This window comes from Capnocytophaga sp. oral taxon 864, from assembly GCF_002998835.1.
In the GTDB taxonomy this organism is placed as follows: Bacteria; Bacteroidota; Bacteroidia; order Flavobacteriales; family Flavobacteriaceae; genus Capnocytophaga; species Capnocytophaga ochracea.
In genome coordinates, this window is record NZ_CP027232.1 from 846,101 (window position 1) to 862,521 (window position 16,421).

Below are 16,421 nucleotides of genomic sequence, written 5' to 3' on the forward strand. Positions count from 1 at the left end.
TAACCTCCCTCCTATTTTATAGAAATATTCTTTTCTTACATTGATATAATAATAAATTCACTACGACGGTTTGCTTGATGCTGTTCTTCAGTACAAGGTACTCCATTTGAGCAACCATTTACTAATTGCGTTTCTCCATAGCCCTTACCCGTAATCCTATCTTTGTGAATACCGTGAGCTATAAGCCACTTAATAGTTGATTTTGCACGTCTTTGTGACAAAGCTAAGTTATAGCTATCAGAACCTCTACTATCAGTATGCAAGCGCACATCTATTTTCATAGTAGGGTACTCTTCCATTACTTTTACTATTTTAGCCAACTGTTCAGCTGCATCAGGACGAATATTAGCTTTATCATAGTCGAAGTATATATTATCTATTTTTAATTCCTTTGATAAATCATCTCCTATTTTTATAGGTTTCTTCTCAACAATAGGAGATAACAATACTTCAGCATATGCGTCTTTTAATCCTGTTAAAGTAATATTTTGTTCATCAGAAGAAAAACCTCCCCTTATTGTTTTAATTATTAGCTGTTCATCTTTGCAATTGGAAGTATAAGGAAAACTAAAAGCCCCCTCCTTATTCGAGATTTTTTCTTCTATTAACTTCAATGACTTATCTAATAAAGTAATTTTAGCATCTGCTATTACTTCTAAACTTTTTGCATTTTTAACAACCCCATTAATGGCTTGTTTGCACGAGAACTGTACTGGGGTTTCTTCATAAAAACTATAAATATCATCACTTCCTTTACCTCCTGGTCTGTTCGAAGTAAGATAACCTATTTTAGTATGAGTGTTAATTACATAACAGAAATCATCTTCAGCACTATTGGCAGGGCGACCTACATTCACAGGTTTAGAAATAGGATTGCCTTCCTCATCTAATTTTACGGCATAAATATCTAAACCGCCTAAACCTGGAAAACCATCTGATGAATAATACAATATGTTATCATCTGAAACAAATGGGAAAGACTCTCTACCTTGTGTATTGACAAGTGCTCCTAAATTCTCTGGCTTCCCATAACCGTTTTTCAGTATTTTAGCACGATAAATATCCGATGCTCCAATAGTGCCTTTCATATCCGATGCAAAATAAATATATTTGCCATCAGGACTTAAAGCAGGGTGAGCTACACTATGAATATTACTATTAAAAGGCATTTCTTTTACATCTTCCCACTTACCGCTCTTATTTTTGGTAGCTTTAAATATTTTCAACAATACTGTTTCGTCCCCATTAGTCTTTACTTCATTATGGATAAAGTTATTACGAGTAAAATAAATCGTGTTTCCATCTTTGCTAAACGCAGCTGTCGATTCGTTAAACTTAGTATTGATACCATTGAGCTTTCCTTTCTTAAAAACTTGCAAGCTATCGGTAGTTGCCTCATACAAACTATAAAAATTATCTCCTGTCCAATCTGCACGCTTCTTTAAAATACCTCCTTTGCTAGTAGCATATACTATATTATTACCATAAAAAGCTGTCCCATACTCTGATTTATTAGTATTAATCTGTAAGGGGTGTAATACCATTCTATCAGAATTCCGCTTAATTTCTGCCTGATAATCTCTGTTCTTTTGAAAGAGTACTGCACGCGAATCAGTATTCCCTTTAAGAGCCACAAACTTATCCATCATTTTGTCAGAGGCTTCATAATCTTCCACTGATTTTAAAGTTTGCGAATAACGATAGTAATATTCAGGATTAATATTATAAGTTTTTCCTGTCTTAACATCAGTATTTGCAAAGAGTTTTGCATACCACTTATTCGCTTGTTTGTAATCGGCATTATAGTAGTAAGCATTAGCCAAATTTTCTAATAGCTCTTGGGGTTCCACTCCTTTACGAGCAATACTTTCATAGGCATTAATAGCCTGTACATAATCCAAGTTCCTGTAATAGTTAGCTGCTTTCTGTAAAGCTTCTTTTTCACTTTGTCCACAAATAGTTTGTGTAAAAGTACTTACAAGAATGACTAATAAATAGAAAGGTATTTGTTTCTTCATAAATCAATAAAAGGAAAAAATTATAAAAAAGAAGGTTTGTAATATCAACTGGGTAAATAGAAAAATAGGAGTTAATTTATAACTCCTAATCTTCCATTACAATATTTCTATTAATCCATACTTACCACAATAAACTCACTACGGCGGTTAACTTGATGTTGTTCTTCAGTGCAAGGCACTCCATTTGAGCAACCATTTACTAATTGCGTTTCTCCATAGCCTTTCGCTTTCAATCGCTTGCGGTCAATACCTTGCTTAACTATCCATTCAAGAGTTGCTTTAGCTCGGCGGTCAGATAAAGCTAAGTTATAAGCATCTGTAGCTCGGCTATCGGTGTGCGAACGAATATCTATCTTCATCTTAGGATATTGTTTCATCACTTCCACAATCTTAGCTAATTCTACCGCTGCATCTGGTCTGATGTTCGACTTGTTTAAATCGAAGTATATTTCTTTTATCTCAAATACTTTAGCTAAATCAGTATCCTTTGAGATAGCTATTTCTCTCGGTTTTAACAAAAACTCGTAGAAGATATCTCCTTCTTTACCCGTTAATACTTTCACTTCTGTGGTTTCATATTTATCTTTTTCAGCTCTTAGGTAATAATATAATTCTTTACAATCCACCTTCTTGAATGCAAAAGTACCATCTTCTTTAGTTCTTTGAGTATCTACCTGTTTCATTGTTCTATCTGATAGCACTATAAGAGCATCTACAATAACGCTTTTTGTATTAGCATCTTTCAGTACTCCTTTCAGCATTTTCTCACAGTCAAAGGATAAAGGTTTCTCTTCATAAAAGCTGTAAATATCATCTTTACCCTTTCCTCCAGCTCTGTTAGAACTTAAAAATCCTATCCTACTGTCACTATCCATTATAAAACAAAAATCATCATCAGCACTATTACCTGGCTTACCTATATTAATAGGTTTTGATACAGTTCCGTCTTCATAAAACTTTACTGCAAAGATATCCAAACCTCCTAACCCTGGAAAACCATCTGATGAGTAATACAACACATTGTTCTTAGAGATAAAAGGGAAAGATTCACGTCCCGACGTATTAATAACATCTCCTAAATTTTCGGGTCTACCGTATTTATTATTTCCTAAAATCTCTACGCGAAAGATATCCGAACTCCCTAAGGTTCCTTTCATATCTGAAGCAAAATAAAGATATTTTTCATCAGGACTCAAGGCTGGGTGTGCCACATTGTATTGGTTACTATTAAATGGCACCTCTACCACATTCTCCCAATCACCTTTTTCATCTTTCGTTGCTTTAAGTATTTTTAGTAAGATAGTATTTTCTCCATTCGTTCCTATCTTTTTATTTATATAGTTATTACGGGTAAAATACACTGTTTTTCCATCTTTTGTAAACACAGCCGTAGATTCATTAAACTTTGTATTTAAAGCTGATGAAAAAGGTTTCTTATTACTTAATTCTTGCTTACTGCGGTCTGCTATATACAGGTCATAAAAACTCTCTCCTGTCCATTGTGAAATTCCTCCTTTAGAAGCTCTACCGCTATTAGCTGCTGCAAAAACTATTTTATCACCATAAAAAGCTGTCCCATATTCTGAATATTCGGTGTTAATAGCTACTGGGTGTAATTGCAAACGTCCTGAGTTACTCTCTATCACTTCCCGATAGTCCTTATTCTCTTCATAAAGTACAGCACGCGTATCATTATTACCTGTAAGCTCAGCAAACTGAGACATTAGCTTATTTGCTTCGTCATATTTCCCTACTGATTTTAGTACTTGTGCATAGCGATAGTAATATTCAGGTTTGATTTTATATTTCTTATTCTCAAATAGCTGTTTGTACCAAGGTAATGCTTTCTTGTATTCGGCATTGTAGTAGTATGAATTACCAAGATTTTCTAATATATCTTGATTCACAAATCCTTTCTTAGCAATGCTTTCATATATTTTTATAGCATCAACATAAGCAAAGTTTTTATACATTTCCTTTGCTTTTTGCAACTCTTTCTCATTCTGGGCAAACAGTACAGATATTCCACAAAATAACGCTATTATAAAAGTGTATTTTCTCATCAACAATTCAATTTTAAGTAATTTATAAAGGCTTATACTCTCTGTTCTCCTTCCTAACTAAAAGAAACGAGGAGACACTATTTTCTTATAGGTTTTGAGCAGTTCATAACGCAAAAAGATTTCGTGTGAACCTGAATTATATTTTGATAATTCAGTCGTCTCAAAGTCATAAGCATATCCCGCAAACCAACGTTCACTTATCTGAAAACCTGCCATTACACTCACTGCTGCCGACCATCTGTAAGCTGCCCCCAACACAAACTTCTCATTAAACATAAAGTTTGCCGATAAGTCCAATTGCAAGGGTGCTCCAAAAGCTATCTTAGAAAGCACTGCGGGTTTGAATTTTGTGTTCTCTGACAAGTTGAACACATAACCACCGATTAAATACATATGCTGCGTATTCTTCAACACAGACACTGAACTCTTGTTGTAATGAGTGGTTTCCAACATATTAGGCACTGAAAACCCTAAATAATACTTATCTGTATACCAATAAATACCCGCTCCTATATTGGGAGAAAAAACGCTCTCACTGCCCGATAAGTTAGGGTCTGCTTGGTCTTGTTTGGTTAGCTCATCATAATTTATTTGAAATAAGCTACCCGAACCATTGATACCAAAAGCTAATTTAGAGTTCTCAAAGTTCAAAGTATATGAAAAATCAATCGTTAAATCCGTTTGATTTTGAGGTCCTATACTCTCTCTAAAAATACTTCCTCCCAAACCTACATTGCGTAAGCTCTCCATTGGTTGGTGATAACTAATGCTTCCATTAGTGGGGGCTCCTTTGATGCCTACCCATTGGGTACGAAACATACCAAAGAAACTGCCTACCTCTCTCGAGCCTGTATAAGCTGGGTTAAACATCATAGTGTTGTACATATACTGGGTATATTGCGACTCTTGTTGTCCATATACCCCTACACTAAACATTGTTAATACTAAAATAAACGCTTTTTTAATCATTTTTAAACTATGTATTACTTAAATTTTATTCTTTATTATTGTAAATCAGTTAGATAGTAAATCTAACTGACTTTTATTTCGGCAAAAGTACAACTTTTTTACATTTCTACCACTTTTTACACAATATTTTATATCTATACCCTTATTATTTTTGTATATACAGCCACCCTATTTGTGTTTCTTTTCGTTGAGCATCGTAATATTCTAACACATAGTAGTAAGTTCCTAAGGGCATTTTATCTCCTTTTAATACGCGAGAAGTATTGTCATATCCTTTTATATCAAACACTTTTTCACCTGCCCGATTATATACCTTAACTCTATTATTGGGGTAATGCTCTATTCCTCTGATATAAAAACAATCATTTTTTCCATCTCCGTTTGCTGACAAACCATTGTAAACAGTAATTCTTTTCAATTCACTTGTTGTTGTAAAAGTATCTGCTTTTACCTCTATTTTGGCTACTGAACTCGTTACAGTGCCACATCTATCAGTTATAGTCACATAATAATACCTCTCCCCTACTGTTTCAGTTGAAGGTGTATAACTATTCGCGCGAGAATCTATTGCCTTACCACCGATATTTGTATTCATAGCACTCTCATACCACTGATACACAGGTGTAGTGGTACCCTTCACTATCACATATAAAGGCGATGGCAAAGCTTTCTGAATATAAACACCTGAGGTAGGTTGTTGTTCGATAGTTAAATAATTCACCTTCAATATTGCTTCCTCAGAGTACTGAACGGTAGCAGTTTTTACGTCTGTATAACTATATTTAACTCTATACTTATTCCCGTTTAAGTCAGCATTGACAGCATCGAAAACTAAGGTTACTTTATCTCCTCTTCTAACAGAGCCCTTTTCTGTATCTATATCCTTCCATTGGGTGCTTTTATTAGTTAATTCTTGCCACTGATAGCCGATGTTTTTTCCTGTAGCACTTGCTGAGATAAGTTTAGCCTCAGAAGTAAATACAGCTCTTTCTCCATTGCATAACACTTGACTCTCAGGTTGTGTTACAACAACAATATCAGGTGTTACTCCTTTTTCATTTTCTACATTATACACAAGTTGTTGTATATTGCATTCCATTAAATTATCATTACAACTCCTGCCTGCATAAACCTCAACGGTAAAATGTGTCATATCGAAGTTAGTCACTCGGTATTCCAATCGATAAACCATATCTGTATAGGCTCGTAGCTCACTTAAAGAATAATACTTCTTGCCTTGCACATCTTGGGCTGTGATAACTCTTTGCTCTTTCTGTTTAATAGGGTCTACTGCTAACAATCTCAATACTTCTATACCTTGTATATTGGGGAGCATAAGCCAAATATTATCTATGGGCTCCCTATTCAAATTTTGTAACCTAAAGTCTATAAAAAAGGTCGTGTTATGTATTTTTATATTCTGAGGGGTGATAGACTGCAAAGTAATAGAGCGCTGTCCCCCATAAAGCAAAGTATTCGATGTATTCTGTTTTGTAATCTTTGTCTCTCCACTATTGGCATAATGATAATAGAAACCTTCATAGGTTACCCCCATAATTACTAATTGATTATGGTTAAAGGCTTCTTCTTCGCTTGTGCATACTTTTGCTTTACAAGTAGGCTGTACAAAAACTTCTATATACTGAGTCTCATCATTTTGTCCCGAAATAATTTCTGGCGGTAAATATCCCTCCGTTCCTTTCATAGGGTTAGTATAAGTATACACTTTAAAATCCTTATCTTCATTCGTTGTAAAGCTTTCTAACGGAATATGCACTACATTAGTTGCCGTGTTTTCTAAATAATGATACGCCACCGGCTTTACCAAATCATAACCCTTAGGCACTTTTATCTCTATAATCTTTACAAGCCTCTTAGGACGATATTCATCTTTAAATATTCTATCGGTAGTCTGCTGAATAACACTACTCTCTGTCTTATTTCGTAGAGAAAATAACACACAATCTTTCATCTTATAGCAAGAGTAAACATCTTCATCAGGTATATTTACAATATAAAATACACTCTTACTCTCTTCTCCACAATGCAATTCCTCCGTATGATAACCTCTTTCATTTATGTTTTGTTCTTTTGTTCCATCAATTCTATAAAAAAAAGAACCTATCTCTTCTTTTAATTGAGAGGTTGAAGTAACATCTTCGGCAGTACAACTCTCCACTCGATAAGTAACAACAGCAGTAAATTTCTCATCTGCTAAAACTCCTCGAGAAGGTAATGCCTCTGTTAAATTCCACAAGAAATAATTATTTTCATCATCGGTGGTCTGACAAAGGACACCCTGCTTGGCAACCAATGTTATGAGATGCTCTCCTATCTTTAAACTAACCTGTTTAGGCAATAATACCACTGTTTTAGGTACCCGCACATAATAATAAAGATTCTTAGTAGAGCCCCCTAATTGTACTCCCTCCGATATTATTTCAATATCGTCTAAGTAAAGTGCTCGCTTGCGGTCTTCTTGTCTCACTTTTGCGCGCTTTTGCCGTTTGGTCATTGTATAATCTGTCCAACCATATGAATTTTCAGCCCTTTCTATTGTTGTTGAAAGTGTTTTAGGGGCATTCTCAAAGCACTCATCAGGACACTTGGCAACTATCGCCCTTTGTGTACAAATATAAGGTATTTTGCAATAAGTATTATACCTATTCTTATCCATTTGCCAAATTGAATATTGCAAAGAAACCTTGTTTGCCTTATAGGTTGTTAAAATCATATCAAAAGTGATATATCCCCAAACCTCATCTGCTGTGGTATAACTGAATGTTCCTCCCGAAGGGACATCAGGCAGAGTTATTGCAGATGCTACCGAACCCCCATAAGCATCGGCTTTATAAAACTTTATATTCATCATTGCCATTCCTTCGGGTAACAACAGCTCATAACGATACTTCCTTTCTGCTATTTCTTTGTGATGTGATTGTAATTGTTGAATATTGTCTTGTGAAGTTACAGAAGCAGTAAAAGATATTGAAGCCGGTATAGGTTGGTTAAGTGCTAATAAGGTAGGAAATTTTGAAGTGTCTTTCACATCTTTTATTTTTCGTTTAAAAGTATGGTCACTTAATGACTCTTGTTTATGAAAAGAAATACCACACAAGCTATGGTAAGAAAGCTCAGTAATAATACTTACTGCAAATATCCCTTCGGTAGATGATAAGCAGGGAATATTATCATTTCTAACTAAATCAAAACGTATTTCTAACTTTTCTTCTGGTGCCAAATCATCTCTTACCCCGTCACCATCTTCATCAGTAAGACCTATATTGCTTTGTCCTAATGCTAAATCCTTAAAACTTTCTAATTCAGCAAAGCTAATGATGCGTTTTCCTAACACACCATCAGGCATTTGTATGGCTTTATCAGGGATAATGATTTCTTTTTTCTCACTATCTATAATACGGAAATTCGTAGGCTTATAAGCCTTAAATTTCACCGCATCCTCTTCTTCATAAAGGGTCAGTTGAAGATCATAAGCCGTTGCATTCCCTTTATTAATGTATTGTGCAGTAAACATTCCCAAAGTATTTCCACAGAAGCCATCACTCCATTTAAAATAAGTTGCTGTACTCTGTCGATTTAAAATAACATTAGGGTTTTCATCAGTTGCCTCCTGCATTGTAATCGATTGAACAGCACTACTCACTTCATATAATTCCAAAGGATTTTCTCCCCAATAAGCCTCATAACGCACCTCTCCATTGGCTTTACAACCTTTCGCCGTATACTCTTCTGTAATCCAAACTCCTTCCTTCTCTTTTAATCCTTCCGAAATTCGTATCACATACAAATCCTCTCCTCCATTTTGCCCTATATGCTGTGGCACTTTACTTATGGGAGTAAGTACTTTTTTATTGTAAATCATTTTTCGTGTTTTAACCCCTAACGGGTGTTTCATCGAAAAATAAATATCGTTTATGATACCTACTCTTTTTCCTTCTATGGTTTTATTCTCAATACTGAATACTCTCGAATAATCCCCCATAGAATTCTCTTTCACCTTTTGTGTCGTAATTTGCAGATTAGGAGTATTTAAAAAATATTCATTAGATTTTTTAGTAGCAACCGTTACCTCATCAATCATTACACCCACTTCATCTTGAAGAGATAGATGTGTTTTCAGATAGTTGTACCCTCTTTTAGTAATTCTGCGTTTCACTAAAAGATGTGTTGTACTTCCTGGTCTACTTAGTACTGTAAGCACAGGGTTATTAGGTAAATTTATATCTTTGGGAGTAACTTTTCGTATGGCACTGTTCTTTTCAAGAGTATATCCCGCATATTCAATTCCTTCAGGAAAAGTGAATCGTATATCTATCTTTTCTTTATCTTTAGGAAAAATAATTCTCACGGAAATATAAGTACCTTCCTGAAAACCAGAAGTAGTAAATTTTATATTCTCTGAAATTACAGTTTTTAGTTGCTGTGCTTTAAGAATCTCTGTTGAAGAAAAGAGTATAAGTAGTAGTATTAGAGTAAATACATTTACTGTTCGTTTAAAATCCCACATCATTATTAAGCCTTAAAAAACTTCATTTTGCAAGGCAAAATTACGTCTTCATCCATAAAAACACAAGATTTTTAACATTTATTTTTTATCAGTGCCTAATAAATATATTATTCATCTATAATAGCTGTCATTACAATACCCGCTTAACAGATATCAGCAATTGGAAAATAAGTGAATAAAGAAACCTTTTTAATATATCTCTCCTTCACTTTACTTCCACTTTACATTCGTTGTTCCTTCGTTTATCGTTCGTCTTTTGTTCGTCTTTTGTTCGTTGTAGAGCCACTGTAGACCCACTGTAGACCCACTGTAGACCCACTGTAGACCCACTGTAGACCCACTGTAGACCCACTCATAGTTCGTTTATCCTATAAGCTCTGTATAAGTTACCCCTAATTTCACCATTAACCATTAACCATTAACCATTAACCATTAACCATTAACCATTAATCATTAATCATTAATCATCTTCTATTTAATTCCTTTGTCATCAACCCATCTTGTATATTGCTTTTTCCCTTGTAGGTGTTGCATATAGGTACGCGAAAATTTATGATAACCGTAGTTTTCAGTATCAGCAACAAAAAAGAGATAATCGTGTTGCTCAGGGTTGAGCACAGCTTCAATACTCGATATATCGGGCATCGTGATAAGTCCCACAGGTAAACCGTAATTCCGATAAGTATTATAGGGGTTTTGCAAACTTGTATGCACCTCGGTAACGCGTTTTATTACCATATTATAGTTACCCGTATGGTTTTTCATAGCAAAGATAGCAGTAGGGTCAGCTTGCAATTTCATATTGATATGTAAGCGATTCAAGTAAACCCCTGCTATGCGCGGACGCTCGTCTACCTTAGCCGTTTCTTTCTGTACAATTGATGCCAATATACTCACTTCTATGGGCGTAAGCCCTTGCTTTTGGACTTGAGCTTTGCGTTCAGGTGTCCAAAAACGCTCATATTCTTTGAGCATACGGTCGCGAAATTCTTCGGCAGAGGTATTCCAATAGAACTCATACGTATTGGGGATATACATTGCCAATGCAGTAGCATCGGTGAAACCGTTTTCTTTGAGGAAGTTAGTGTCTAAAAAAGCACGCATTAAAGTAGTGCTATCAGGCTCTATTTGTGCAGCGATACGTCCTGCAAAGTCTTCTAATCGCTCCTGATTATTGAATTTGAGTTTTACAGGAGTATTACGATTGCGAAGAGTGCGTACGATATCTATATTGGTTGCCCCTTTTTTGATGATGTATTTACCTGCTTTTACTTTATCAGCATAGCCTATACACTTGGCTACTTGGATAAAAGAAGTACGGTCTTTCAACAAGGGACTCATCACGTACAACACATCGCTAAAATCGGCTCCTGTAGGGATATATACTATTTCTTCTTTGGTTTGAAAAGCTGTATTGCTCACCAGTACAGCGCGATAAATAAAGAAGCCTAATACGGCTATCACGGCAATCACCGCTCCTATAATCCATTTTTTCATAGTTGTTTTTCTATTTTAAAATTTCCATTCTATGGTTTTGTCTTCTTTTTCTCTAAAATCCTTCTCTTTAGCAATCTCATTTTGCAAATGTTTAGTATACTGACTAAACATAAAAGCATATATGCCTCAAAGTTTTCGTTTGTTCGCACAGAGTTCAAAGCCTCGTAATAAGCTGCTTTATCCTCTGCAAATACAATACCCAAAGGCAAACCATACCACTGTTGAATAAAGTTCATCAGCAGGCGTGAGGTTCTGCCGTTGCCATCAAGAAAAGGGTGAATGTTCACTAACTCACAATGAGCATAAAATGACAGTGCTAATTGAGCTTCTTCGGTAGTTTGCTTAGGGAGTAGTTCATTTAGTTTTTTTACTAACTGCTCTAATGTTGCCGGTACTTTTTCAAAACTCATAAACGATACACCTCCTGCGGTTACTCTCACCTTACGCAATTCACCTTTGCTGGCATCTACAGTACCTAAGGCATTAGTAAGCACTTCTCCTGTAGTTTTCATCACTTTGGCAGCTATTTCCTGAATAAAAGTTACTGATAGAAGTCGTTGTTGTGTAGCTTCTTTTAGTACAAAATTCAATGCCTCATAATGATCTTTAGTTTGATTGGCAAACAATAGAGGCTTACCATTAGGAGTGTTGCCTTCTTCAATCAGTACGCGAGTTTCGTTTAAAGTTAAAGTAGAGCCTTCTATACGGGTAGAGTGACTGGTAATAAGAATCTTGTTGAACTCATTATAATTCAACGAGGATTCTAAACCAAGTGCTCTGTAGGTTTGTATAATTTCTGGAATAGTCATTGGCTTCTATCTTTTAAACAACTGGCACCCCCATTTTGGGATGAGATAAACCCCTATGAGGCAGGTTACCATTACGGGAGAATAAGAATGGGTGAAATAGCTTATTAGGATATGCCATACCAAAAAGAAACTCAATCCTGCGAGGTATATCCCAAGAGCAATTCTTGTAGCTTTTTCGTTCTTTCGACATAAAAAAGCAATGACCGCTACCAAAACAAGTTGTCCTATGGAAGCTCCTATAAAATATTCAGGGTGAGATTTTGCTAAATGGGCATTCTCTAAAATTCTTGAAAACTGCAACCAAGAGGGTATCTTATCTACAAAGTCAATATACCATTGCCAGAATGAAATACTCTCTTCTACTTGATGCAAAGCGTGTAGTCCCATTATGGGTAGCCACAAATGTATGTATCTATTGGTTTGCATATACTTCTGCTTTTAATGTGGTAATATAGTTTTGTTGTATCCGTTTTAAATTCCAAAAGAGAGGCGCTATGAGTCTTAAAAAGAAGTTTTTAATATGTATTTTCTCTTGAAAGCAAACTTTAGTACCTCCGTTATACGATTCAAACTTTCCTTCCCATTCTCCATAAAATAGTTTGTGTTGCATTGTAAAGGCATAATACTCATTTTCTTTCTTCTGAATATTCTTAAAAAACGTGTGTCCCCCACCTTTGTAATATTCAATAAAACCGTCTTCTAATAACTCAATGTTTTCCACTTCCTTTCGCCACTGAAAGTTCTTATTATCAGTAACAATATTATATACCAATGCTACAGGTGCATCAATCACATCAGTTACGATTGAAATTAGAAAGGGTTTCATTTTTGAAATCTTTTATGTGATGGCAAAGATACTAAAAAAAAGAAAAACCGAAAACTTTATACTATAAAAGTACCAAATCTTCGGTTTAAAAAATATTATGAATACAAAAATTCTATGATAGGCTTTGTCAAATTTTGAGATTTTGACAAAGTTTTTTGCTATTCTTGACGTGGTTTTTGGTTATTATTGTGTCCTTTAGGGCGGTCGTTACGAGGTTTACCGTTGTAAGGTTTATCTGATTTTGGGCGGTCTTCTCTCGCTGGACGGTCAGGGCGCTCTTCGCGTGGTGGACGTGGCAACAAGGCTTTGCGTGATACTCTTGTTTTCTTGGTTTTAGGGTCGATACCAAGGTATTTCACTTCTATGATATCACCTTCTTTAAGAGCATCTTCTATTTTGTCGATTCTATCCCAAGATACTTCAGAGATGTGGAGCAAAGAGTCTTTACCAGGAACAAACTCTACAAAAGCCCCAAATTCTACCAAGCGCACTACTTTTACAGTGTAAGTTTCTCCTTCTACAGGTTCAAATTTCACTGCGTTTACTGCCTCAATAGCTTCTTGAATACCAGCTTCGTCGGTACCTAAGATTTCTATGATGCCCAATTCGCCCACTTCTTCTACCACAATAGTAGTATTTGTGCGCGCTTGCAAATCTTGAATGTTCTTACCACCCGTACCGATAAATGCTCCGATGTATTCCTTAGGCATATCCATCTTAACAATTTTAGGTGCGTGAGGTTTCACTGTTGGGTTAGGTTTGGCAATAGTATCAGTGATTTTGCCTAAGATGTGCATACGTCCTTCGCGGGCTTGGTTCAAAGCTTTTTCGAGTATTTCGTAAGAAAGACCTTTGATTTTGATGTCCATTTGGCAAGCGGTAATACCATCGGCGGTACCGGTTACTTTGAAGTCCATATCACCTAAGTGGTCTTCATCACCTAAGATATCGGAAAGTACTGCATAACGCTCGCCATCGGTGATGAGTCCCATAGCAATACCCGATACAGGTTTTACCATTTGTACCCCTGAATCCATCAAGGCTAAAGTACCTGCACATACGGTAGCCATAGATGATGAACCGTTAGATTCCAAAATCTCGGATACTACACGCACGGTATATGGGCAATCCTCAGGAATCATACGTTTGAGGGCGCGTTGTGCTAAGTTACCGTGACCTATCTCACGACGTGATGTTCCGCGTAACGGACGTGCTTCACCTGTTGAGAAAGGAGGGAAGTTGTAATGCAAGTAGAAACGTTCTTCACTTTGTTCTGAAGGCAAATCGATTACGTTTGCTTCGCGTGAAGTTCCCAACGTAACGGTAGTAAGCGATTGGGTTTCACCACGTGTAAAGATAGATGAACCGTGTGCTGATGGCAAATAGCCTACTTCGCACCAAATAGGGCGTATTTGGGTAGTGTTACGACCGTCTAAACGAATATTTTCGTTTAAGATAAGGTTGCGCACGGCTTCTTTTTCAGCCTCGTCAAAATAACGAGTGATGATAGGTGTGAGTTCTAATTCTTCTTCGGTGAAGAGTGCCAAGCATTCTTCTTTTACCGCATTGAACTTCTCGCCACGTTCTTGTTTGGTAGTATTTTCTTTGGCAATAGCATAGCATTTTTCGTAAGCCAAAGGATATACTTTTGCTTTTACCTCTTCGTTTTCAACCTCTGGCTCATAAGTACGTTTTTCGATCTTACCTACTTTTTCAGCCAAACGCAATTGTGCCTCAATATGAGGTTTGATAGCCTCGTGTGCGAATTTGATAGCTTCAGCCATATCCTTTTCACTCACCTCGTCCATTTCACCTTCTACCATTGCCACGAAGTCTTTAGAAGCACCTACCATAATATCAATATCAGAAGCTTCTAATTGTTCACGGCTTGGATTTACGATAAATTTACCGTTTACACGACCTACGCGTACTTCGGAAATAGGACCATCAAACGGAATATCGGACACTGCCAAGCAAGCAGAGGCAGCAAGACCTGCCAAAGCGTCGGGCATTACATTCTCGTCGTGAGAAATAAGCTGAATCATCACCTGAGTTTCAGCGTGATAATCTTTAGGGAATAACGGACGCAATACGCGGTCTACCAAGCGCATTGTAAGGATTTCTTGGTCGCTAGGACGCGTTTCACGTTTGAAAAAGCCCCCAGGGAAACGACCTGCTGCTGCAAACTTCTCACGATAGTCTACAGTAAGAGGTAAAAAATCAGTTTCAGGATTGATTTCTTTAGCCGATACTACGGTTGCCAATAGCATCGCATTCCCCATTTGCACCACAACAGCACCGTCGGCTTGTTTAGCCAACTTGCCTGTTTCGATAGTGATGGTACGGCCATCACCTAATTCGATGATTTCTTTTTTTACTTCTGGAATCATTCTTTAATTGTTAATTAATAATTAATAATTGTTGTGTTGTGGGCTTTAGGGTCTAACCAATGAAAAACTGCTGTAATAAACAAAAGGAGGCACAAAGCCTCCTTACTATTGCTTATTTTCTGATGTTTAGCTCTTTGATAATCGCACGGTATCTTTCGATATCTGTGTTCTTCAAATAATCGAGCAAACTTCTGCGCCTACCTACTAATTTCACCAAGGAACGCTCGGTATTAAAATCTTTGCGATTTACTTTCAAGTGTTCTGTAAGGTGATTGATTCTAAGGGTAAAAAGAGCAATTTGCCCTTCTGCTGAACCAGTGTTGGTTTCTGAACCTGCGTACTTTTTGAAAATTTCCGCTTTTACTTCTTTTGTTAAATACATTCCAATATTAATTTAATGATTATTATGTAATTTTTTTCAGGCGCAAAGATAAAAAGATTTTATAAGCTGTGCAAATTTATAGATAGATTTTTCCTCTTCTCAATTTATCCTTAACCTATACAAAGCTTATAGGAAGCTTGAACGAATCTTAGAAGATTGTTATTCAAAGGGTATATGACATATTGATTATCATTAGATTACAAATTTATTTTTTATCTCAAAAATATAACATTTTATATTATATTTTTAGTTTGCTAGCATATTCTTTAACAACTTGCTTATCAAAATAAGGTTCTTCATCTATACGTAAGAGCACGGGGAGTCCTGTTTTATGAAAAATAAACTCCTCGGTAGACGGTGTGGGGGTACCACTGAAAATAATGCCGTGAACGTTGAGTCCTTTGTTTTTAAGGGCTTCATAAGTGAGCATTGTATGATTAATACTACCCAAATAGTGGCGAGAGACGAGCACTACCTTATCGGTGGGGAGGATAAGATCGAGCATAGTATCTTCATCATTTAAAGGAACATAGAGACCTCCTGCTGCTTCAATAATTAAAGTGTTATCGGTAGTAGGACGCACAATTTTGGAAAGCTCAATACGAACGCCATCTAACTGAGCAGAAAGATGTGGACTAGCAGGTGTGTGTAGCCCATAACTATTAGGGTGAAATACCGTGCGGGAGTTGCTAATGAAGCGTTTTACCTTATGAGTATCGGAGTTTTCTAAATCGCCAGATTGGATTGGTTTCCAATAATCGGCTTGGAGAGCTTCGGTAAGGATAGCCGAAACGACGGTCTTACCGACTTCGGTGGAAATGCCCACCACAAAATAAGTGTCTTTCATTTTGAATGGTTTATTAGTTTTGAAAGTGCAAAAGTACATAAAAAGCACATAGCATAAAATGAAAAAGTAAAAAGAATGTTAAAAATATTTTT

General features: G+C 36.3%; 11 protein-coding genes. All 11 read right to left on the minus strand.

What is annotated here, in order from left to right; translation table 11 throughout:
• Positions 1–35 precede the first annotated feature (35 nt).
• Complete coding sequence (locus C3V44_RS03835; protein WP_106095594.1) at positions 36–2,018, minus strand: OmpA family protein; 1,983 nt, start codon at positions 2,016–2,018, stop codon at positions 36–38.
• Between the two features lie 110 nt (positions 2,019–2,128).
• Positions 2,129–4,081: an OmpA family protein gene (locus tag C3V44_RS03840; protein ID WP_106095595.1), complete on the minus strand. Its 1,953-nt coding sequence runs from the start codon at positions 4,079–4,081 to the stop codon at positions 2,129–2,131.
• A 57-nt stretch (positions 4,082–4,138) separates the two neighbouring features.
• Entirely contained in the window at positions 4,139–5,050 is a 912-nt protein-coding gene (locus tag C3V44_RS03845; protein WP_015782758.1) for a type IX secretion system membrane protein PorP/SprF, read from the minus strand.
• Positions 5,051–5,195: 145 nt separating this feature from the next.
• Positions 5,196–9,581, minus strand: a complete 4,386-nt coding sequence (locus C3V44_RS03850) for a gliding motility-associated C-terminal domain-containing protein (protein WP_254425467.1) — start codon at positions 9,579–9,581, stop codon at positions 5,196–5,198.
• A 468-nt stretch (positions 9,582–10,049) separates the two neighbouring features.
• The gene (mltG, locus tag C3V44_RS03855) at positions 10,050–11,075 is read right to left on the minus strand and encodes an endolytic transglycosylase MltG (protein WP_106095596.1); all 1,026 of its coding nucleotides are present in this window, start codon (positions 11,073–11,075) and stop codon (positions 10,050–10,052) included.
• A 29-nt stretch (positions 11,076–11,104) separates the two neighbouring features.
• A complete protein-coding gene (locus C3V44_RS03860) occupies positions 11,105–11,884 on the minus strand; it encodes a Fic family protein (protein ID WP_254425468.1) in 780 nt (259 codons plus the stop codon).
• Positions 11,885–11,890: 6 nt separating this feature from the next.
• Positions 11,891–12,310, minus strand: a complete 420-nt coding sequence (locus tag C3V44_RS03865) for an HXXEE domain-containing protein (protein ID WP_106095597.1) — start codon at positions 12,308–12,310, stop codon at positions 11,891–11,893.
• Positions 12,297–12,710, minus strand: coding sequence for a hypothetical protein (locus C3V44_RS03870; protein ID WP_016478810.1), 414 nt, complete (start codon positions 12,708–12,710; stop codon positions 12,297–12,299). Before C3V44_RS03870 ends, C3V44_RS03865 begins: the two co-directional genes overlap by 14 nt.
• Positions 12,711–12,868: 158 nt before the next feature.
• Positions 12,869–15,100: a polyribonucleotide nucleotidyltransferase gene (locus tag C3V44_RS03875; protein ID WP_106095598.1), complete on the minus strand. Its 2,232-nt coding sequence runs from the start codon at positions 15,098–15,100 to the stop codon at positions 12,869–12,871.
• Between the two features lie 112 nt (positions 15,101–15,212).
• On the minus strand, positions 15,213–15,482 hold the full coding sequence (gene rpsO / locus C3V44_RS03880; protein WP_002671426.1) for a 30S ribosomal protein S15: 270 nt from the start codon (positions 15,480–15,482) through the stop codon (positions 15,213–15,215).
• A 238-nt stretch (positions 15,483–15,720) separates the two neighbouring features.
• The gene (bioD, locus tag C3V44_RS03885) at positions 15,721–16,329 is read right to left on the minus strand and encodes a dethiobiotin synthase (RefSeq protein WP_106095599.1); all 609 of its coding nucleotides are present in this window, start codon (positions 16,327–16,329) and stop codon (positions 15,721–15,723) included.
• Between the last annotated feature and the right edge of the window lie 92 nt (positions 16,330–16,421).

What these genes read in the sequence shown, in the direction of transcription:
- C3V44_RS03850 (WP_254425467.1), bottom strand. Translation starts at nt 9,581, where the DNA reads ATGATGTGGGATTTTAAACGAACAGTAAATGTATTTACTCTAATACTA.
- C3V44_RS03845 (WP_015782758.1), bottom strand. Translation starts at nt 5,050, where the DNA reads ATGATTAAAAAAGCGTTTATTTTAGTATTAACAATGTTTAGTGTAGGG.
- rpsO (WP_002671426.1), bottom strand. Translation starts at nt 15,482, where the DNA reads ATGTATTTAACAAAAGAAGTAAAAGCGGAAATTTTCAAAAAGTACGCA.
- bioD (WP_106095599.1), bottom strand. Translation starts at nt 16,329, where the DNA reads ATGAAAGACACTTATTTTGTGGTGGGCATTTCCACCGAAGTCGGTAAG.
- C3V44_RS03840 (WP_106095595.1), bottom strand. Translation starts at nt 4,081, where the DNA reads ATGAGAAAATACACTTTTATAATAGCGTTATTTTGTGGAATATCTGTA.
- C3V44_RS03870 (WP_016478810.1), bottom strand. Translation starts at nt 12,710, where the DNA reads ATGAAACCCTTTCTAATTTCAATCGTAACTGATGTGATTGATGCACCT.
- C3V44_RS03875 (WP_106095598.1), bottom strand. Translation starts at nt 15,100, where the DNA reads ATGATTCCAGAAGTAAAAAAAGAAATCATCGAATTAGGTGATGGCCGT.
- C3V44_RS03865 (WP_106095597.1), bottom strand. Translation starts at nt 12,310, where the DNA reads ATGCAAACCAATAGATACATACATTTGTGGCTACCCATAATGGGACTA.
- mltG (WP_106095596.1), bottom strand. Translation starts at nt 11,075, where the DNA reads ATGAAAAAATGGATTATAGGAGCGGTGATTGCCGTGATAGCCGTATTA.
- C3V44_RS03860 (WP_254425468.1), bottom strand. Translation starts at nt 11,884, where the DNA reads ATGACTATTCCAGAAATTATACAAACCTACAGAGCACTTGGTTTAGAA.
- C3V44_RS03835 (WP_106095594.1), bottom strand. Translation starts at nt 2,018, where the DNA reads ATGAAGAAACAAATACCTTTCTATTTATTAGTCATTCTTGTAAGTACT.